14 protein-coding genes and 2 pseudogenes are annotated in these 19328 nt (G+C 69.5%); 5 read left to right on the top strand and 11 right to left on the bottom strand.

Translation table 11 applies throughout. The features are described 5' to 3' along the window. Positions 1–100 precede the first annotated feature (100 nt). Complete coding sequence (locus tag KUF83_RS10775) at positions 101–1612, top strand: alpha-N-arabinofuranosidase (RefSeq protein ID WP_217454394.1); 1512 nt, start codon at positions 101–103, stop codon at positions 1610–1612. Between the two features lie 194 nt (positions 1613–1806). Here the strand turns inward: KUF83_RS10775 and KUF83_RS10770 are convergent, their stop codons facing one another. After that, a complete protein-coding gene (locus KUF83_RS10770; RefSeq protein WP_308402969.1) occupies positions 1807–3339 on the bottom strand; it encodes a helix-turn-helix domain-containing protein in 1533 nt (510 codons plus the stop codon). Positions 3340–3398: 59 nt separating this feature from the next. Further along, positions 3399–4304: a LysR family transcriptional regulator gene (locus tag KUF83_RS10765; protein ID WP_217454392.1), complete on the bottom strand. Its 906-nt coding sequence runs from the start codon at positions 4302–4304 to the stop codon at positions 3399–3401. Positions 4305–4423: 119 nt separating this feature from the next. Here KUF83_RS10765 and KUF83_RS41890 point away from each other — a divergent pair, with 119 nt between their 5' ends. Then, positions 4424–4729 carry a hypothetical protein gene (locus tag KUF83_RS41890; protein WP_254643665.1) on the top strand — a complete coding sequence of 102 codons (306 nt, stop codon included), beginning with the start codon at positions 4424–4426 and terminating at the stop codon, positions 4727–4729. 136 nt (positions 4730–4865) lie between these two features. Here the strand turns inward: KUF83_RS41890 and KUF83_RS10760 are convergent, their stop codons facing one another. After that, the gene (locus tag KUF83_RS10760) at positions 4866–5612 is read right to left on the bottom strand and encodes an intradiol ring-cleavage dioxygenase (RefSeq protein ID WP_217454391.1); all 747 of its coding nucleotides are present in this window, start codon (positions 5610–5612) and stop codon (positions 4866–4868) included. A 216-nt stretch (positions 5613–5828) separates the two neighbouring features. On the opposite strand from KUF83_RS10760, the gene KUF83_RS10755 reads away from it, so the two are divergent. Beyond that, positions 5829–6836 (top strand): arabinan endo-1,5-alpha-L-arabinosidase, encoded by a 1008-nt coding sequence (locus tag KUF83_RS10755; RefSeq protein WP_217454390.1) that lies wholly within the window; start codon positions 5829–5831, stop codon positions 6834–6836. Further along, on the top strand, positions 6818–8254 hold the full coding sequence (locus KUF83_RS10750; RefSeq protein ID WP_217454389.1) for a family 43 glycosylhydrolase: 1437 nt from the start codon (positions 6818–6820) through the stop codon (positions 8252–8254). Before KUF83_RS10755 ends, KUF83_RS10750 begins: the two co-directional genes overlap by 19 nt. A 126-nt stretch (positions 8255–8380) precedes the next feature. On the opposite strand, the gene KUF83_RS10745 is transcribed toward KUF83_RS10750, so the two are convergent. From KUF83_RS10745 to KUF83_RS10710, 8 genes and pseudogenes are all read right to left on the bottom strand, one after another. Next, complete coding sequence (locus KUF83_RS10745; RefSeq protein ID WP_217454388.1) at positions 8381–10108, bottom strand: histidinol-phosphate transaminase; 1728 nt, start codon at positions 10106–10108, stop codon at positions 8381–8383. A 128-nt stretch (positions 10109–10236) separates the two neighbouring features. Beyond that, positions 10237–11329, bottom strand: a pseudogene (locus tag KUF83_RS10740) (aldose epimerase family protein). 49 nt (positions 11330–11378) lie between these two features. Further along, on the bottom strand, positions 11379–12623 hold the full coding sequence (gene mmsB, locus KUF83_RS10735) for a multiple monosaccharide ABC transporter permease (protein WP_217454386.1): 1245 nt from the start codon (positions 12621–12623) through the stop codon (positions 11379–11381). Positions 12624–12628: 5 nt separating this feature from the next. Continuing rightward, positions 12629–14170 carry a multiple monosaccharide ABC transporter ATP-binding protein gene (gene mmsA / locus KUF83_RS10730; protein ID WP_217454385.1) on the bottom strand — a complete coding sequence of 514 codons (1542 nt, stop codon included), beginning with the start codon at positions 14168–14170 and terminating at the stop codon, positions 12629–12631. Between the two features lie 32 nt (positions 14171–14202). After that, positions 14203–15318 (bottom strand): multiple monosaccharide ABC transporter substrate-binding protein, encoded by a 1116-nt coding sequence (chvE, locus tag KUF83_RS10725; RefSeq protein ID WP_217454384.1) that lies wholly within the window; start codon positions 15316–15318, stop codon positions 14203–14205. Positions 15319–15452: 134 nt separating this feature from the next. Then, complete coding sequence (locus KUF83_RS10720; protein WP_217454383.1) at positions 15453–16421, bottom strand: hypothetical protein; 969 nt, start codon at positions 16419–16421, stop codon at positions 15453–15455. A 135-nt stretch (positions 16422–16556) separates the two neighbouring features. After that, positions 16557–17570 carry a zinc-binding dehydrogenase gene (locus KUF83_RS10715; RefSeq protein ID WP_217454382.1) on the bottom strand — a complete coding sequence of 338 codons (1014 nt, stop codon included), beginning with the start codon at positions 17568–17570 and terminating at the stop codon, positions 16557–16559. Between the two features lie 115 nt (positions 17571–17685). Then, entirely contained in the window at positions 17686–18846 is a 1161-nt protein-coding gene (locus tag KUF83_RS10710; RefSeq protein ID WP_217454381.1) for a mandelate racemase/muconate lactonizing enzyme family protein, read from the bottom strand. A gap of 254 nt (positions 18847–19100) precedes the next feature. Between KUF83_RS10710 and KUF83_RS10705 the strand changes: the two are divergent. Next, a pseudogene (locus KUF83_RS10705) lies at positions 19101–19328 on the top strand (hypothetical protein); the annotation flags it as partial.

The raw sequence follows: 19328 nt of genomic DNA, 5'->3' as shown, positions 1-19328 counted from the left end.
GCGACCCATTGACGGGAAAGAGCTTTCTGCCTACGGTCCGTTCGGCGTTGCGATCAGTAATCGATATGCCGAACAGTGCGCTCCGATCCGAAGGGAAACCATGCGTACCGCCCGCTTCACCCTCGACCCCGCCTTCACCGTCGGCGAGGTCAACCCCCGTCTCTTCGGATCCTTCGTCGAACACCTCGGACGCTGTGTCTACACCGGCGTCTTCGAGCCGGGCCATCCCGCCGCCGACGAGGCGGGGCTGCGCACGGACGTGCTGGAACTCGTCCGCGAGCTCGGCGTGACGGCCGTCCGCTACCCCGGTGGCAACTTCGTCTCCGGCTACAAGTGGGAGGACTCGGTCGGCCCGGCCGAGGAGCGGCCCCGTCGTCTCGACCTCGCCTGGCGTTCCACGGAGTCCAACCGCTTCGGGCTCGCCGAGTACATCGCCTTCCTGAAGAAGATAGGCCCCCAGGCCGAGCCCATGATGGCGGTCAACCTCGGCACCAGGGGGGTGGCCGAGGCGCTGGAACTCCAGGAGTACGCCAACCACCCCTCCGGAACCGCGCTTTCGGACCTGCGGGCGTCCCACGGCGACAAGGATCCGTACGACATCAAGATGTGGTGTCTCGGCAACGAGATGGACGGGCCCTGGCAGACCGGCCACAAGACCGCCGCGGAGTACGGCCGTGTCGCCGCCGAGACCGCCCGCGCGATGCGGCAGATCGACCCCTCCGTCGAGCTGGTCGCCTGCGGCTCCTCGAGCCAGTCCATGCCGACCTTCGCCGAGTGGGAGGCGACGGTCCTGGCGGAGACGTACGACCTCGTCGACTACGTGTCCCTGCACGCCTACTACGAGCCGCAGGACGGCGACGTCGACTCGTTCCTGGCCTCCGCCGTGGACATGGAGTCGTTCATCGAGAACGTCGTCGCCACCTGTGACCACATCGGTGCGAAGCTCAAGTCGAAGAAGAAGATCAACCTCTCCTTCGACGAATGGAACGTCTGGTACATGTCGGGGTGGCACGCGATCGAGGACTCCGCCGAGCGGGACTGGGCGGAAGCACCCCGCTTGCTGGAGGACAACTACAGCGTGATGGACGCGGTCGTCTTCGGGTCGCTCCTCATCGCACTGCTGCGGCACGCGGACCGGGTGACCGTCGCCTGCCTCGCCCAGCTCGTCAACGTCATCGCGCCGATCATGACCGAGCCGGGCGGCCCCGCCTGGCGGCAGACGACCTTCTTCCCCTTCGCGCAGGCCTCGCGGTACGGGCGCGGGCAGGTCCTCGACGTGCGCGTCGAGTCGCCGACGTACGAGACGAAGAAGTACGGGGAGGCCGACCTGTTGCACGCCACCGCCGTGCGGGCGGGGGACGGCTCGGTCACCGTCTTCGCGGTCAACCGCAGCCGGACCGACGCGCTGCCCCTCGAAGTGGCGCTCGGCTCGATGGGCCTGACCGCCGTCGTGGAGCACAGTGTTCTGGCCGACGCGGACCCCGACGCCCGCAACACCCTCGACGAGCCGGAGCGGGTCGCTCCGCGGGTCGTCGAGGGGACCACGCTGCAGGACGGCACCCTGGGCGCGGTTCTGCAGCCGTTGTCCTGGAACGTGATCCGGCTCGCCTGACGGCGGGGTTCGGGAGCCGCGGGTCTTTCGCCGGGCGCGCTCCGAGCTGTCCTCGAAGGGCGCGCCCCGCGTCCTTCGTGGGCGCGGCGAATGGTCTCCCCCGTGGACCATTCGCCGCCGCACCGTACGGAAGGCGGGGCGGCCCGCTTGTCGCTGTGTCGACAGATCGGGGTGGCCTTCCTTCCTTGAGCACGTTAGGAGGCGACGCCCTTCGAGGACCACCGTGCACGGTGATCAGATTCGGCCGGCGGGTGTGCACGCTGTCCAGCTGTCACCCGCAGGGCGTGGACGAGGTCGTGGGTGCCCGAACCGGTGGTCAACAGGTCGCGGTTGAGGAGGCGTTCGGCAGCGCGCAGGTGGGCGCGGACCGTGTTGCGGCTCAGGCCCAGGTGCGCGGCCGTTCGCTGGGCGTCGGTGTTGGCGTCGAGCCAGGCCGTCACCGTGAGGTACAGGTCGCGGTGCCGGGTGTCGTGCAGAGGGTGCAGGAAGGACTCCGCCCAGGCCGTGGCGGGGGAGGTGCGCAGGAGTTCGTCCAGCGGCGGCGCGACCAGCTGGACGCTGTCGGCGGGGTCGGCCTGCGGGGCGGTGAGGGACAGGGCCAGGTCGAGTGTGGCGCGGGTGCGGACCTCGCCGAGGTCGATGCCCAGCGCCTCCTCCGCCCGGCGGCAGTGGGCCGTGACGGTGGTGCGGCTCAGGTGCAGCAGCCGGGCCACGCCGGACCGGGAGAACGTCACCGCCAGGCGGACGACGTCCACGGTGGGCTTGGGGGCGGCCTGCAGCGGCTCCAGGTAGGCGCGCGCCCAGGCGAGGGCCGCCCGGTGGGGCAGGACGTGCGCCAGGGAGGGCCGCCCCCGGTAGGCGGCCAGCCGGCCGGGTGAGTTGCGGGCGACGGCGAGGGCGTGCACGGCCTCGCCGTATGCCTCGGCCGTGGCGGCGAGCGGGTGGGGTCTGCTGACGCCCAGCGCGTACCCGGGGTTCTCCCTGACCAACCGGCGCAGCATCTCGCCCTGCTGGAAATGGCCGCCGGAATCCGGGTCGTCGGAGACGGGGCAGATCAACTGCTCCCTGAACACCGGGCAGTTCACCATCAGACCCGGGCCGTGGTAGCCCGACGGGTCCAGATAGGTCCGGGCCAGCCGGTCGCGGTCGGCGGGCGGGCAGTGCAGGAGATGGACCCGTACGCGCTCCGCGTTCAGCAGCGGCGGGACGTCACCCGTGGTCATCCGGCGCGCCAGGGTGACGTCCCCGGCCAGGAGCGCGGTCAGGACCGCGAACCGCAGCTGGGCCGCCTTCGCCTCGTAGCCGCGTGCGCCGGTGTCGGCCTCCGACGCGCGGCTCAGCAGGTCGATGAGGCCGCCGGCCTGCGAGGCCAGTGCGGCCGCCTCCCGTGACAGCGCCGACGCGCTGACGGTCACGAGCACCGGACGCGGCTCGCGCCCGCCGAACGCTTCGAGGCGTACCTCCGACTCGCCGACCCGCGTCGTGGCCGCGGCCAGCCGCCCGCCGGCCAGGCGCTCCACGTGCTCCGTCAGCGCGCCCGTCATCCGCAGGGGATACCCGGCCGTGGCCGTCTCGACCGCGCCGCCGGGGCCGATCCACGCGGCCTGTGCCCCGGTCCGCCGGGCGAGCAGGCCCAGCACCTGAGCCGGGGTCCCTTGCCGCCGCACGAGCCGCAGCAACTCGTCGAGCGCCTCCCCGTGTCCCAGCACCTCCACAGCCGCACTCACCTTCCCGGCACCGCGTCCACCGTCCGACAGCGGCACCCTAGTAGGCCGACCTGTGGCGTTCATGCCACAGCGGTCGGTGCCAGCTTCCGCAGTTCGTCCAACGCCGCCGCGACGGCCGGGCGTTCGTGGCCTCCGGCCCGGGTGCAGGTGAGGAGTTTGCGGTGCGGGTCGCCGGTGCACCGCACACGGGTGATCGGCAGGTGCGGGGTCAGGTGGGCGAGCCGCGGGATGAGCGCCACACCGAGGCCGTGCGCGACGAGGTGGGCCATGACGTTCCAGTCCCTCGCCTGGTGGACGACGTCGGGGGTGAAGCCCGCGGCGCCGCACGCGGACAGCACGTGCGGGCGGCAGGGGCTGTCCGGGACCTGCGCGATCCAGTCCTCGCGCGCGGCCTCCGCCAGGTCCACCCGGCCGCGCCCGGCCAGCCGGTGCGTGTCGGGCACGACCAGGTCGAACGGGTCGTCCAGCAGCGGCTGTTGGTCGAAGCGCGCGTCTCCGAGCGGCGGGTTGCGCGGGGTCGCCTCGACGATGGCGAGGTCGGTCTCGCCCTCGAAGAGCAGGTCGAAGCTCTCCGGGACCTCCGCCTCCTGGATCCCGACGGCGAGCCGGGGATGGCGTTCGCGCAGATGGGCCGCCATCGGGGCGAGCAGCACCGAGATCGCCATCGGGAAACCGCTCACCCGCAGCAGCCCGGCCGGAACGGCGTGGTCGGCCCGCAGATCGAGCTCCGCGCGGTCCCAGCGGGCCTGGATCGCGTCGGCGTGCGTGATCAGGCTCCGCCCGGCCGGGGTCAGCCGTACGCCACGCCCCTGGGGCTCCAGCAGGTCGACCCCCAGCTCACGGGCGAGCTGGCGGACCTGCTGCGAGGCGGCGGAGGTGGTGAGGTGCAGGGCGCGGGCGGCGGCGGTCACCGTGCCGTAGTGCTCGACGGCCCGCAGGACGTGAAGCCGGCGCAGATCAATCATGCAGTCCACGCTTCAAGGTCAGGTCCAGAAAGTCAACCTGGACGTACACGGTGGTGCCGATACACGCTGGAGGTGTCGCGACGGTCCGCCCGGCCACTCCGCACGAGAGGTGCACACAGATGACCAGCACAGCCCACGTCCACGCCCATGGCAGGCCCGACGGCGACGCGTGCCCGCACTGCGGCTGGCCTGACCGTGCCGAGCCCTTCCAGGTGCTGTCCCGGCACGGCACGGGGGCCGGCCTCACCGTGTGGACCCGCTGTGGGTGCGGCTCGCTCCAGATGCGTGTCGTGGACGCCTGCGGTGTGCGTGTCGCCTCCCGTAGCCGGCCTGCCGACTCCCGCAGCCGGCCTGCCGACTCCCGCAGTCGGACGGCCGGTTCGGGGACCGCCGGTGTCGGGTCCGGGACGGTACGGGTTCGGTGACTTCGCCGCGGGCCCGGTGGGGGCTGATCGCGCAGTTCCCCGCGCCCCTGAGGGACGGGGCTGCGCCCCTGTCCCCACGCCGCTGGAGGACAGGGCTGTGACCCTGTCCTCCAGGGACAGCCGGTGACCGGCGTGTTCAGCTCGGTTCGACGCCCAGGGTCAGGGTGCCCGCGTAGCCCGCCGTCGTCGAACTGCCCAGCGCGGTCAGGGTCAGCAGTCCGGAGGCGGCCCCTCCCTCGTCGTAGATGGAATCCTGCGCGAGGGTCGTCCGCGGCACCGTGTTGACCGCGTACGCGGGCACCAGTGCCACCTTCGCGGTGATGCTCTCGGCGAAGAACAGCTGCCCGGTGTGCAGCTCCTGACCGCCCTCGAAGGACCCGTCAGAGGTCAGGGTGACGTCGGTGTGCACCTTCACGTGGATGTGGATGCAGCGGCCCCGGTACCAGCCCGGGTAGACGCTGGTGATCCTCGCGACGCCGTCGGAGCCCGTGAGGACCCCGCCGCGCAGGAACGTGCCGTTGTCCGGCTCGTCGTGCCCGTTCCCGCCGACGAACCCGGAGTACTCGCCGAGCGCGTCGCAGTGCCAGATCTCCACCAGCGCGTTGGCGAGCGGGGCGCAGGTGTCGTCGTCGACGACGGTGAGCGTGAGCTGAAGCGGAATGCCGGTCTTGTCCTCGCTGATGTCGGCGCGGACGAGCTGTCCGTCGAGGTAGTAGGGGCCTTCGGTCATCTCCTTGGTGAGGGTGCAGACCGCCGCGGCGGCCGCTGGTGCCTGGTCGGCGGCGGTGGAGGCCTCGTGGGTGGTGGCTCCCACGGCCAGTGCGGCCGCCGTGGTGCCCGTGGCGACGAGCAGGGTTCTGCGTCCGATCGATGCGTCTGTCATGAACACGGCACCGTAGAAGCGGAATCTGTCGACGCGCTGTGAGTTGGGCAAAATGACGGTCCGTCAAGTCCGTTGTGAGACAGCCGGGGCGTCGAAACACTTTCGATGCTTCCCGGGGCGCGGGATGCCGCGCGAACCATTGACGCGCAAGGGGTTCGATTCTACGGTCCCGTTCGAAGTCATGACCATCGTACGGAATATCGAACAACTCCCCCCATGCGCAGGAGGCCTCGCGTGAGCCGCACCTCCGACAACCCCCGCCGCGCGAGCCGCGGAACAGTGCTTCTCGCCCTTCCCGTGGCGATCCTGCTCGCCCTCGTCCCCGGCACCGCCTCCGCGTACCCGAACCCGGGCACCGTCACCGGGGCGACCGTCGTCCACGACCCGACGATGATCCGGACCCCGACGGGCCAGTACCTGCTGTACGCCACCGGCGGCGGCCTCACCCACAGGACGTCGGGCAACCGGACGGCCTTCGCCGCGGGCGCCGACGCCTTCCGTACCAAGCCCGGCTGGTGGTCCCAGTACGGGACCGAGGCCTGGGCGCCCGACATCTCGTACCACGGCGGCAGGTACCTGATGTACTACGCCGTCTCGACCTTCGGCTCGAACAGGTCGGCCATCGGGCTGGCCACCTCCACGACCGGACTGCCGGGATCCTGGAGCGACCGGGGGACCGTCCACACGTCCACCACCTCCAGCGACCACAACGCCATCGACCCGAACCTCTTCGTCGACGACGACGGCAAGTGGTGGCTGTCCTTCGGCAGTTGGTGGACCGGGATCAAGCTGATCCGGCTCGACCCGTCGACCGGCAAGCAGCTCGCCTCGGACACCGTCCGCCGCTCGATCGCCTCCCGCCCCACCGGCACCAAGGCGGTCGAGGCCCCCACGATCGTCAAGCGGGGCGGCCACTACTACCTGTTCGCCTCGTACGACACCTGCTGTGCCGGCGCCGGTTCGACGTACAAGGTCAAGGTGGGCCGGGCCACGAGCGTCACCGGGCCGTACCACGACAAGAACGGCGTCGCCATGACGAACAACGGCGGCACGCCCGTCCTGGAGTCGCACGGCCGGTACATCGGCCCCGGCGGCCAGTCGATCCTGGCGGACTCCGACGGCGACCTGATCGTCTACCACTACTACGACGGCCAGGACAACGGGACTCCCCGACTCGGCATCAACCTACTGAACTGGAGCAGCGGATGGCCCGTCGCCTACTGACCCTGCTGGCCGCACTGCTGCTCGCCCTGTCCCTGGGACAGTCCTCGGCGAGCGCGGCCACCTTCACCAACCCGGTCAAGTCGGTGAAGGGCGCCGACCCCTGGATCTCCTACCACGACGGCAACTACTACCTGGTGACGACGAGTTGGACCGACGTCATCACCATGCGCAAGTCGCCGACACTGGCCGGGCTGTCGACCGCGCCCAGCGTGCAGGTGTGGAAGGGGGACGCGGCCTCGCGCTGCTGCAACATCTGGGCGCCCGAGCTCTTCTACTCCGGCGGCAGGTGGTACCTGTACTTCGTGGCCGGGCAGAACGTCTCCGACTACAACCAGACGCAGCGCACCCACGTCCTGGAGAGCGCGGGCTCCGACCCGATGGGCCCGTACACGTACAAGAACCAGCTCAACAGCGCCTGGATGCTGGACGCGAGCGTCCTGAACGCCAACGGGCAGCTGTATCTGCTGGGCAGCGCCATGGGCGGCGGGACCCAGAACCTCGTCATCGCGCCGATGTCCAACCCGTACACGCTTCAAGGGTCCTTCTCGACGATCTCGACACCGACGTACGACTGGGAGAAGTCGGGCGGGACGGTGAACGAGGGGCCGGAGGTCCTGCAGCGCGGCGGCGTGACGCGGATCATCTACTCGGCGAGCGGATGCTGGACGCCCGACTACAAGCTCGGACAGCTGACCCTGACCGGCTCGAACCCGCTCGCCGCGTCCTCCTGGACGAAGAAGTCCACGCCGGTCTTCCAGCGCAACGACGCCGCCGGGGTCTACGGGCCCGGCCACAACGGCTTCTTCAACTCGCCGGACGGCACCGAGAGCTGGATCGTCTACCACGCCAACGACAGTGCGGGCGACGGCTGCGACAACGGGCGCACGACGCGGGCCCAGAAGTTCACCTGGAACGCCGACGGTTCGCCGAACCTCGGTTCGCCGGTCGCGCTCGGGACGAGCATGGCCGGGCCGTCCGGGGAGCCCTCGGCCACGTCCACGACGTACACGCTCACCAACCGCAACAGCGGTAAGTGCCTTGAGGTGGCGGGGGGTTCGGGTGCCGACGGGGCCAATGTCCAGCAGTACGCCTGCAACGGCGGCAACCACCAGAAGTGGCGGGTGGAGGACCGGGGCGACGACACGAGCCGGCTGGTGAACGTGGCGTCCGGCAAGGTGCTGGACACGGCCGACTGCTCGTCCGCCGACGGGGCCGATCTGCGGCAGTGGAGCTGGCTGGACAACACCTGCCAGCGGTTCCGGTTCCTTGCCACGAGCGGGGGTTACGTGCGGGTGGTGAACCAGGCCACCGGCAAGGTCGCGGATGTCGCCGACTGTTCCGGGGCCGACGGGGCGGACGTCCGGCAGTGGACGTGGTTGAACAACACGTGCCAGCAGTGGCGGTTCAACGCGGCCTGACGGTCGGCGCGGTGCGGGTGGGCGGGGGCTGGACGCACAGTTCCCCGCGCCCCCGGAAAAGTGGGGAGCGGGCCCGCGCCTCCCCTCCGGGCGCGGGCCCGCTTGGTTCCCCGAGGCGGGCGGTGGTCAGCCGACCCGGTTGACCGCGCCGGCCGCCGGCCATCCGGCGCCGTTGGAGGCGGCGGCGGGCGCGTTCGGCCAGCCGGTGGGCTGCTGCGGCACCGGCTGGGGCATCTGCTGCTGTTGCGGCATCTGGGGCTGGGGGTACCCCTGTGGCTGCGGTTGGGGCTGGCCCTGGGGGGTCACGGCGGTCAGCCCACCGGGCATGCCCGTCGTGCCGCGCGTCTGGGCGGCGGTCAGCGGCTGGGGCTGACCGACCATCCCGTTCGCGGCGGCGACCAAGGGCTGCTGTCCGGGCATCCCGTTGGCCGCCGCGACGAGCGGTTGGGGCTGCCCGGCCATGCCGTTACCCATCCCGTTGCCCATGCCGTTACCCATCCCGTTGGCTGCCGGGGCGAGGGGCTGGCCTGCCATGCCGTTCGCGGCGGCGACCAGGGGCTGGGGCTGACCGGGCATCCCGTTCGCCGCGGCCGTGAGCGGTTGGGGCTGGCCTGCCATGCCGTTCGCCGCGGCGGCGAGCCCCGGGTATCCCTGGCCGTTGGTCGAGCTGACGAGGCGGTCGACCGCCGCCGTACCCGAGCTGTAGTTGGTCCCTGTGCTCAACTCGGGCACGGCGGCTCCCCTCCTGGTCCCGTAGAGCACCGATTCCAGGCCGGACACCAGGCGACGGACGTCGACCTGGGGGCGCACCACGAGCCGCAGGAAGCGGCTGGAAGAGCCGATCTTGTTGCCGCACTCGCGCACCAGGATCCGGTGCTCGGTGAGCAGCCGGTCCCGGACCACGGTGCCCTCGGCGCCCACGGGGAGGCGCACGAAGAGGAAGTTGCCCTGCGAGGGGTAGACGGTGAGGCCGGGCAGGGTGGAGAGCTGGCGTGCCATGTCGAGCCGGTCGCGGCGCACCATGTGCAGGCTCTCCACGTACTCGGGACCGTGGTCCCTGAGCATGAACACCACGGTCTCCGCGAAGGCGTTGAGGTTCCACTTCGGGAGCATCGAGCGGATGCGGCCGGCCAGACCGGGGTTGGCGACCATGTAGCCGAAGCGCACACCGTGCAGTCCGAAGTTCTTGCCGAGGCTGCGCAGCACGATGACGTTGGGGCGCATCACCGCCTCCTCGACGACGCTCGGTTCGTTCTCCGCGTCGGCGAACTCCAGGAACGACTCGTCGATGACGATGAGGTCCAGGTCCGCGAGCGCGTCACAGAAGGCCAGGATCGTCTGCTTGGGCAGGAAGCCGCCGTCGGGGTTGTTCGGGTTGCAGATGACGGCCGCGCGGGTCCCGCGGGAGCGGATGAACTGGATGTACTGCGCCGGGTCGAGGGCGAAGCCGTTGCTCTCCTGGAGGGGGAACATGTCAACGCGCTTGCCCGTCTCCAGCGGCTGGTCGGTCCAGCGGCCGAAGGTGGGGACAGGGATGGCGAGGGACTCCCGGACCAGCAGGTGGTCGATCCAGGTGATGAGTTCGGTCGACCCGTTGCCCATGGCCACGCACTGGGGCGGCAGCTGGAGCAGGTTGCACAGTTCCCCGGTGATGGTGTCCGCGCTGCTCGGGTAGTACGTGATGATGTCGCGCAGCCGGTGCGTCAGTTCGTCGAACATCGCCGGCGTGGGGAAGTACGGATTGCACGGGATGCAGAAGTCCAGCGGACCCGCCTCCCCGCTCTCGCGTGCCAGCGCGGCCATCGAGGGGCTGTGCGCGCCGGTGCGGAACAGCGAGGTGACATTGTCGGCCATGGACCCTCCGTCCTTGAGGGGCGGCCCGAGCGGGGATACGCGGGCCGCTCCTTAGTACGGGCGGCTGTGTGTCTCTGTTCAACGACTGTGTATCGATGTGGAAGTTGTGAACCGGCTGTGAAGGACGGTCACAGGTTGAACGAGTGGATCGTCGTCGACCGGTACGTTCCGCCGGGCCTGAGCACGGTCGTCGGGAACTCCGGGCGGTTCGGCGAGTCGGGGAAGTGCTGGGTCTCCAGGCACAGCGCGTCGCCCTGCCGGTAGGTGCGGCCGCCGGGGCCGACGAGGGTGCCGTCCAGGAAGTTGCCGGAGTAGCACTGCAGGCCGGGCTCGGTCGTGGCGACCTTCAGGGTGCGGCCGGACACCGGCTCGCGGAGGGTCGCGACGTGCTCGGGCAGCTGCGTGAGTCCCTTGTCGAGGACCATGTTGTGGTCGATGCCCTTGGCGTACAGGAGTTGTGGATCCGCCTGCCGCAGGTCCGCCCCGACCGTCTTCGGCCGACGGAAGTCGAAGGCGGTGCCCGTGACGTCGGCGAGTTCGCCGGTCGGGACGAGTGCGGCGTCGACCGGCGTGTAGCGGGACGCGGCGATCATCAGTTCGTGGTCGTGGACGGAGCCGCCGCCCTCACCGGCGAGGTTCCAGTACACGTGGTTGGTGAGGTTGACGACCGTGGTCCGGTCGGTGGTGGCCTCGTAGTCGACGCGCCAGTCGCCGTTCGCGGTCAGGGTGTAGGTGACCTTCGTCGTCAGCGTGCCGGGGTAGCCCATCTCGCCGTCCGGGCTGGTGCGGCGCAGGACCAGGCCCACGTCGGAGGCGGAGGTGAACTCCTCCACCTCCCAGATCCGCCGGTCGAATCCCTCGGGCCCGCCGTGCAGGTTGTTGTCGCCGTCGTTGACGGGGAGCCGGTGGTCCTCACCGTCGAGGGTGAACCGGCCCTTGGCGATGCGGTTGCCGTACCGGCCGACGAGGGCGCCGAAGTACGGGCTGGACGTCTCGTACGCCTCGACGGTCCCGAAGCCCAGCGAGACGTTGGCGTACCGGCCGCGCCGGTCGGGGAGTTCCAGGGCCTGGACGATGCCGCCGTACGAGAGGACCTTCAGCCGGGTGCCGCCGTTCTCCAGCGACCAGCGGTGGACCTTCGTTCCGTCGGAGAGTTCGCCGAAGAGTTCTTTCACCGGTTCCTGCTCTTCCCGAGACGTGGGTGGTTCCTGTCGCGCACACAGAAAACGGGGCCCCGCGGACCGTGTGTCCGCGGGGCCCCGTCCGCCTGTTACGAACCGACCTTGCGCTTGTTCCAGACGTCGAAGCCGACCGCCGCGAGCAGCACCAGGCCCTTGATGACCTGCTGCCAGTCGCTGCCGACGCCGACGAGGTTCATGCCGTTGTTGAGGACACCGAGGACGACACCACCGATGATCGCGCCGAGGACCGTGCCCACGCCGCCGCTCATCGACGCGCCGCCGATGAACGACGCGGCGATCGCCTCCAGTTCGAAGTTCACACCTGCCTTCGGCGAGGCCGCGTTGAAGCGGGCCGCGAAGACCAGACCGGCCAGCGCCGCGAGCATGCCCATGTTCAGGAAGACCAGGAAGGTGACCTTCTTGTCCCGGACACCGGACAGCTTCGCCGCGGGCAGGTTGCCGCCGATCGCGTACACGTGGCGGCCGATGACGGCGTTGCGCATCACGTAGCCGAAGCCCACGACGAGGACACCGAGGATGATCAGTACCACCGGGGCGCCCTTGTAACTGGCGAGCATCAGCGTCACGGTCAGGACGGCGGAGACCAGCGCCACGAGCTTCAGCAGGAACAGCTTGGCGGGCGGCACGTCGAGGTCGAACTCCTGCTGCCGCCTGCGGTCACGGACCTCCTGCAGCACCACGAACGCGATCACGGCGAAGCCGAGCAGCAGCGTGAGGTTGTGGTAGTTGGTGTCCGGGCCGACCTCCGGAAGGAAGCCGTTGGAGACCTTCTGCAGACCCTCGGGGAACGGGCCGATGGTCTGGCCCTCCAGGAAGATCTCGGTCAGACCGCGGAAGAGCAGCATGCCGGCGAGGGTGACGATGAAGGACGGTATGCCGAGGTAGGCGATGAAGAACCCCTGCAGGGCCCCCGCGGCGGCGCCCAGGAGCAGGCACAGCACCACGGCCACCGGCCAGGCGACGTCGTGGTTGACCATCAGTACGGCCGCCACCGCGCCCACGAAGGCGGTGAGGGATCCGACCGACAGGTCGATGTGGCCCGCGATGATGACGAGCATCATGCCGATCGCGAGGATCAGGATGTAGCTGTTCTGCAGCACCAGGTTGGAGACGTTGCGGGGCAGCAGCAGGTCGCCGTCCGTCCACACCGCGAACAGCACCACGATCAGACCGAGAGCGATCAGCATGCCGTACTGCCGCATGTTGCGGCGCATACCGTCGATCATCAGCTGAAGCAGGCCGTCGCCCCCGGTCGAGTCGCCCTTGCCGGCGGGCGCCGGCGCGGGGGACTTGGCGGTCACGTTCGTGCTCATCGGTCTTACCTCTTGTCCTTCGTCATCTGGCGCATCAGCACTTCCTGCGTGGCCTCGGCCCGCGGGACCTCTCCGGTCAGCCGACCGGCGGCCATCGTGTAGATGCGGTCGCACATTCCGAGCAGTTCCGGCAGCTCGGAGGAGATGAAGACGACCGCCTTGCCCTCGGCGGCCAGTTTGTCGATGACCGTGTAGATCTCGAACTTGGCGCCCACGTCGATCCCGCGGGTCGGCTCGTCCAGGATCAGCACGTCCGGACCCGCGAAGATCCACTTGCTGAGGACGACCTTCTGCTGGTTGCCGCCCGACAGCTTGCCCACCGGCTCGAAGACGGTCGGCGCCTTGATGTTCATCGACTTGCGGAAGCCCTCGGCGACCTGCCGCTCCGCGTGCTCGTCGACGACACCGCGCTTGGCGACCTTCCCCAGCGCGCTGAGGGAGATGTTCCGGTTGATGGTGTCGATGAGGTTGAGGCCGTAGTGCTTGCGGTCCTCGGTCACGTACGCGATCCCGTGGCCGACCGCCTCGGGCACGGTCTTCGTACGGATCTCCGTGCCGTCCTTGAGGACGGTGCCGCCCGCGTACCGGCCGTAGGTGCGGCCGAAGACGCTCATCGCGAGCTCGGTGCGCCCGGCGCCCATGAGCCCGGCGATACCGACGATCTCCCCGCGGCGCACCTGGATCGACACGTCGTCGACGACCTTGCGCTGCTGGTCGATCGGGTGGTGGACGGTCCAGTTGCGGATCTCCAGTGCCGGAGCCGTGCCCACCTCCGTGTCGTGCGGGGTGCGCTCCGGGAAGCGGTGGTCGAGGTCGCGCCCGACCATGCCGCTGATGATCCGGTCCTCGGTGGTCTCCGCGGCCTTCACGTCGAGGGTCTCGATGGACCGCCCGTCGCGCAGGATCGTCACCGAGTCCGCGACCGTCTCGATCTCGTTGAGCTTGTGCGAGATGATGATCGAGGTGATGCCCTGGTCCTTGAGACCCAGGATGAGCTCCAGGAGCTTGCCGCTGTCCTCGTCGTTCAGAGCCGCCGTCGGCTCGTCGAGGATCAGCAGCTTCACCTTCTTCGACAGCGCCTTCGCGATCTCGACGAGCTGCTGCTTGCCCACGCCGATGTCGGCGACGCGGGTGTCGGGGTGATCGCTCAGCCCGACGCGCCGCAGCAGCTCCGTCGCGTGCTTCAGCGTCTCGCTCCAGCTGATGAACCCGCGCGTGGCGTGCTCGTTGCCGAGGAAGATGTTCTCCGCGATGGACAGGTACGGCACCAGGGCAAGCTCCTGGTGGATGATCACAATGCCGTGCTGCTCGCTCGCCCGGATGTCCTTGAACTGGCAGGGCTCACCCTCGAAGAGGATGTCGCCCTCGTAGGTTCCGTGCGGGTGGACGCCGGAGAGGACCTTCATGAGGGTCGACTTTCCGGCGCCGTTCTCCCCGCAGATGGCGTGGACCTCGCCCGGTCGGACGCTCAGGGAGACGTCCGACAGCGCCTTGACGCCGGGAAAGGTCTTGACGATCGAGCGCATTTCCAGGACGGGTCCCGCCATGGTCGTGCCTTCCAATCCTTAGAAAACGGCGGTTACTTGAGGTCGCTTTCCTTGATGTAGCCGGAGTCGACGACAACTTCCTTGTAGTTGGACTTGTCGACGTTCACCGGCTCCAGCAGGTACGCGGGAACGACCTTCGAGCCGTTGTCGTAGGTCTTGGTGTCGTTGGTCTCGGGCTTCTTGTCGTTCAGCACCGCGTCGACCATCTTCGCGGCGACCTCGGCGAGCTTGCGGGTGTCCTTGTAGACGGTCTGCGTCTGGTCACCGGCGATGATCGACTTCACCGAGGCGACCTCGGCGTCCTGGCCCGTGACGATCGGCAGGGGCTTGCTCTTGGAGCCGTAGTCGTCCGACTTCAGCGCGGAGAGGATGCCGATGGAGATGCCGTCGTACGGCGAGAGCACCGCGTCGACCTTGGCGCTCTTGTACGCGGAGGTCAGCAGGTCGTCCATGCGCTTCTGGGCGGTGCCGCCGTCCCAGCGCAGGGTGGTGACCTGGTTCAGCTTCGTCTGGCCGGACTTGACGACCAGCTGCTTCTTGTCGATGTACGGCTGCAGGGCGTTCATCGCGCCCTTGAAGAAGTACTGGGTGTTGTTGTCGTCGTTCGAGCCGGCGAAGAGCTCGACGTTGAACGGGCCCTTCTTCGAGCCGTCCTTCAGGCCGAGCTTCTCGACGATGTAGCCGCCCTGCAGCTCGCCGACCTTCTCGTTGTCGAACGACGCGTAGTAGTCGACGTTCGGCGAGTTGAGGATCAGGCGGTCGTAGGAGATGACCGGGATGTCGGCTTCCTTGGCCTGCTGGAGAACGTTGTCGAGCGACTTGTTGTCGATCGCCGCGATGATCAGGGCGGAGACGCCCTGCGTGATCATGTTCTCGATCTGCGAGACCTGGGTGTCCGGGTCGTCCTCGCCGTAGGCCAGCTTGGTCTTGTAGCCGGCCGCCTTGAGGTTCTTCTCCACGTTGGCGCCGTCGGCGATCCAGCGCTCGGAAGACTTGGTGGGCATGGCGATACCGACGGTGGAGCCCTTCGTGTCCGCCTTGTCGCCGTCACCACTGCCGCCTTCGCTGTCCTGCCCACAGGCGGAGAGGGTGAGGGCGAGGGACGCTGCCGCGGCTATGGCGGAGAGGGCTGCCTTGCGATTGCGCATGATCATCTTCCTTGATGCTCTGGACGGGGCTCGGTCTCTGGAGGTGCGAGGAGTGGAGCGAAGAACGACCGAGAGAGGTGTGTGGGATTGTGTTCGGCCGCGTCGTCTTTTGTGAAGGGGGTGTGTTCGGAACGTTATGAGGGAATGTCAAACCGTTGGAGTGTTCCCGGCAGGCGCGAGCCGAGCGGCGCCATGTCGCCGTCCGCCCCGTGCCGGGCCAGCAGGTCCAGGGCGAGCCGGCCGCGCCGCACCCTCTCCCGTGCCGTGGACAGCGTCACGTCCCTCATGTGGTGGCCGTACGGGTAGAGCCCGGGAGCCTTGGACAGCCCGAACTTCAGGTACAGCGGCGCGCCGCGGCGGATCAGCTCGGCGACCTCGTACATGCGTACATAGCCTCCAAGATCGTCGGGCGCCTCGATGTACATGTCCATGGGGGCTGCGCTGACCCTGCGGATCTCCGTCAGGTGGTCCAGCGTGAGATCGCTGGGCACGTTGATGGAGTCCCCGCCGAGCTGCTCGTACACGGCGTACGCGGCCGGGTTGACCGGACCGATGAGCGCCGAGACCTTGAGCGTGGTGTCGGCCGGGATGATCCCGGCGACACGGGCCCTGTGCAGAGTCCACAGCACGCCCTCGTCAGCCACGAGGAGGCACTTTACGCCCAACTCCGTTGCACGGATGGCGTCTTCGACGCAGCCGGCCACCGCATCGTGACCGCGGGCGCGCAGACCGCCGCCCCGCGAGTCGGTACGGGTCGAGCCGCCGATGTCCCATGTGCCGCGCGGGCCGGTGAAGAGGCAGAGCTCGATGTCACGCTCCGCGGTGGACTCGACCATCTCGGTGATCTCGTTGTCGGTCAGCATCCAGACGCCGCTGCCCTGGCTGATCCGGTGGATCGGCACGTCGAGCCGCGAGGCCTCCTTGAGGACCACGGCCAGTGCCTCGGGCCCCTCGCACGAGGGGATCTCGGTGCGCCAGCGGCCGCCCTCCGGGAAGGCGTGCGGTGAGGCGTCGGCGGGGGACAGGGCGGGCGCGCCCAGGCCGAGCGCGGCGAGCGCCTGCTCACCGGGTCGACGGGCCGCCTTGGGAGAAGCGTCGGTCACTGGCTTTCCTTAGCTCTGGCGAAGTATGTGGGTGTTCGACATGCCGGACGTGGTTCGTGGCGGTGGATGTACGCCGGTACGGAGTCGTCAGGTACTCCGTACCGGCGTACGCATCGGGGGTCGGCGGCAGGGGCCCTAGGGCCGCAGCAGTACCTTGCCGACCTTCGGATCGCCGGACCCCACCAGCTCGATGGCGTGGGCGAACTCGTCCAGCGGCAGCTCGTGCGTGACCAGCGGAAGCGGATCGAGGAGACCCGCGCCGAAGACCCGCACCGTGTGCGCCCAGGCCTCCGGCGGTGCACCGAACACGGTGTGCACCTCCAGCTGCCGTACGACGAGGTCGGTGGGGTCCAGGCCCTCGGCGCCCGAAGCGGGGATGCCCGTGAGGACGAGCCGCCCGCCGCGCCTGAGCAGGGAGGCGGCGGTCGTCGCGGCGGTCGCCGACCCGGCGGTCTCGATCACCACGTCGAAGTCGTCGGGCAGTTCCTGGTCCCGGGTTCGGAAGTCGCTGGCGCCGAAGGTCCTCGACAGCTCCTCGCGGTCCGGGCGGGTGCCCACCACCAGGAGTTCCGAGGGCGAGCCCGCCTTCAGGAACTGCACGGCGAACATGCCGAGCGTTCCGGTGCCGACGACCGCGACCCGCTCACCCGGCCGCGCGTTCGCCTTGAGCGCCGCCGCCGCGATGCAGGCCGCGGGCTCCAGGAGCGCGGCCGCGGTCAGGTCGGCGTCCTCCGGCAGGACGTGCAGCAGCCGGGCGGGCAGCGTGAGCGTGGTGGCCATGGCGCCGGGCTGGGTGAAGCCCGTCTCCTCGTAGCCGGCCGTGCACAACGTTGTCTCGCCTTCGTGGCAGCGGTCGCAGACCTGGCAGTTGCGGAAGCCCTCGCCCACCACCTTGCGGCCCACCAGGCCCTCGGGGACCCCGGTGCCGACCGCCTCCACCGTGCCGGACCACTCATGGCCCGGCGTCAGCGGGTAACGGACGTACCCCTCGGGGCGGTTGCCCTGGTACACCTCGCGGTCGCTTCCGCAAATCCCGCTCGCGTGGACCCGTACGAGGGCCTCGCCCGCCGCGGGCGCCGTGGGCTCGTGGGGGGCCAGCCGGTGCTCGCCCGGCCCCTCGATCACCACGGCCTGTGCTGCGGCGCTCATGACGGCTCCGTGTCCGTGAGGCGGGTCGCGGCGCCGCAGGGGCGGTGGCCCCTCAGGTCCGCCGATGCGGCGCGAGGCCGGTGCGGCGCGTGATCCGTGCCGCGGGCGGTCGCCGTCACTTGTCGCCGCCCTTCGGCTTGCGCTGCTCCCAGCCGTCCGCCCACAGGTCGAAGCGGGCCTGCTGCTGCGGGAACTCCGCCGCCGCGTCCGTGTCCAGCTCGACGCCGAGACCGGGCTCGTGCGACAGCTCGAAGTAGCCGTCCACGACCTGCGGGGCGCCCTTGATCACCTTCTTGATGTCCGCGTCCGCGAAGTCGTTGAAGTGCTCCAGGATCTTGAAGTTCGGCGCGGTGAAGCCGACCTGGAGGGAGGCGGCGGTCAGGACCGGGCCGCCCACGTTGTGGGGCGCCACGAGTACGTAGTGGGCCTCGGCGGTAGCCGCCAGCTTCCGCGTCTCCCAGATGCCGCCGATGTGGCCGACGTCCGGCTGGATGATGTCCACGGCCTGGCTCTCGAAGAGCTCGCGGAACTCGATGCGGTCGTGGATGCGCTCACCGGTCGCGACCGGCATGTCGACCTTCGCCGCCACCTTCTCCAGGGCCTTCAGGTTCTCCGGCGGGACCGGCTCCTCGAGCCAGGCCGGCTTGAAGGGCGCGAGCTCGCGGGCGAGCCGGATCGCGGTGGCCGGCGAGAAGCGGCCGTGCATCTCCAGCATCAGCTCGGCCTCGGGGCCGATCGCGTCACGGACCGCCTCGATCAGCGAGACCGCGTACAGCGACTGCTCGTGGTCGAGCTCGTAGTGGCCCGTCCCGAACGGGTCGATCTTCAGCGCCTTGTACCCGCGCTCCATGACCCCCTGAGCGGCCTTGTGGTACGCCTCCGGAGTGCGCTCCGTGGTGTACCAGCCGTTCGCGTACGCCTTCACGCGGTCGGTGACCTTGCCGCCGAGCAGCTGCCACACGGGTACGCCGAGGGCCTTGCCCTTGATGTCCCAGCACGCCATCTCGATCACGGCGATGCCGGACATCACGATCTCGCCGGCGCGCCCGTAGTCGCCGTACTTCATGCGGCGCACGAGGTCCTCGACAGCGAAGGGGTCGGAACCGAGAATGTGGTTGACCTCCGCCTCCCGCAGGTAACCGAGCAGCGCGTCGGTGTGCCCCAGCATGCGGGTCTCACCGATGCCGGTGATGCCGTCGTCGGTGTGCACCTGGACATAGGTCAGGTTGCGCCAGGGCGTCCCGACCACGTGTGTGCTGATTCCGGTGATGCGCACTGAAATTGCCCCTTGTACTCTTCGGACCTGTTCGAAATTTCGTCACACGTTCGAAATCCTGGCGTGACAGTAAGGATGAGGCGGTGGCAGTGTCAATGGGTCGAACACATAACGGTTTCGACGCGATGCGCTGAGAAGGCGGCGAATGGTCCGGCGTGTCCTCAACTCGCCGCGCCGGAACGGGCGGTTCGCCACAGAACTTTCACAGGGCCGCCTGTGAACGTGACCTGCGCGGAGTTTAGTCTTCCGGCGTCATGGACTACTGCGACCCGTGCCAACGGCACCTCAATGGCGCCCTCGCTTGCCCGGGGTGCGGTACATCGGCCGAAGCGTGCCGGGAGTACGCGGCTTCCCTGAACGATCGTGAGAACGTCGACGAGCGCGACGAGCGCGGCGAGCGCGACGACCCGTCGGACGAGGGCGCCGAACCCGAGGGCGGCGCCGGTCGCCGGTCCGGGTCCCGGCGGCGCGGGAGCCGCGGG

The organism is Streptomyces sp. BV286 (assembly GCF_019090165.1).
Taxonomy (GTDB): domain Bacteria; phylum Actinomycetota; class Actinomycetes; order Streptomycetales; family Streptomycetaceae; genus Streptomyces.
The sequence above is the reverse complement of the archived record's forward strand: the minus strand, read 5'-3'. Positions and strand labels throughout refer to the sequence as shown.

Coding starts and splice junctions, on each gene's coding strand:
- KUF83_RS10775 (WP_217454394.1), top strand. CDS start 101: ATGCGTACCGCCCGCTTCACCCTCGACCCCGCCTTCACCGTCGGCGAG.
- KUF83_RS10765 (WP_217454392.1), bottom strand. CDS start 4,304: ATGATTGATCTGCGCCGGCTTCACGTCCTGCGGGCCGTCGAGCACTAC.
- KUF83_RS41890 (WP_254643665.1), top strand. CDS start 4,424: ATGACCAGCACAGCCCACGTCCACGCCCATGGCAGGCCCGACGGCGAC.
- KUF83_RS10760 (WP_217454391.1), bottom strand. CDS start 5,612: ATGACAGACGCATCGATCGGACGCAGAACCCTGCTCGTCGCCACGGGC.
- KUF83_RS10755 (WP_217454390.1), top strand. CDS start 5,829: ATGCGCAGGAGGCCTCGCGTGAGCCGCACCTCCGACAACCCCCGCCGC.
- KUF83_RS10750 (WP_217454389.1), top strand. CDS start 6,818: ATGGCCCGTCGCCTACTGACCCTGCTGGCCGCACTGCTGCTCGCCCTG.
- KUF83_RS10745 (WP_217454388.1), bottom strand. CDS start 10,108: ATGGCCGACAATGTCACCTCGCTGTTCCGCACCGGCGCGCACAGCCCC.
- mmsB (WP_217454386.1), bottom strand. CDS start 12,623: ATGAGCACGAACGTGACCGCCAAGTCCCCCGCGCCGGCGCCCGCCGGC.
- mmsA (WP_217454385.1), bottom strand. CDS start 14,170: ATGGCGGGACCCGTCCTGGAAATGCGCTCGATCGTCAAGACCTTTCCC.
- chvE (WP_217454384.1), bottom strand. CDS start 15,318: ATGCGCAATCGCAAGGCAGCCCTCTCCGCCATAGCCGCGGCAGCGTCC.
- KUF83_RS10715 (WP_217454382.1), bottom strand. CDS start 17,570: ATGAGCGCCGCAGCACAGGCCGTGGTGATCGAGGGGCCGGGCGAGCAC.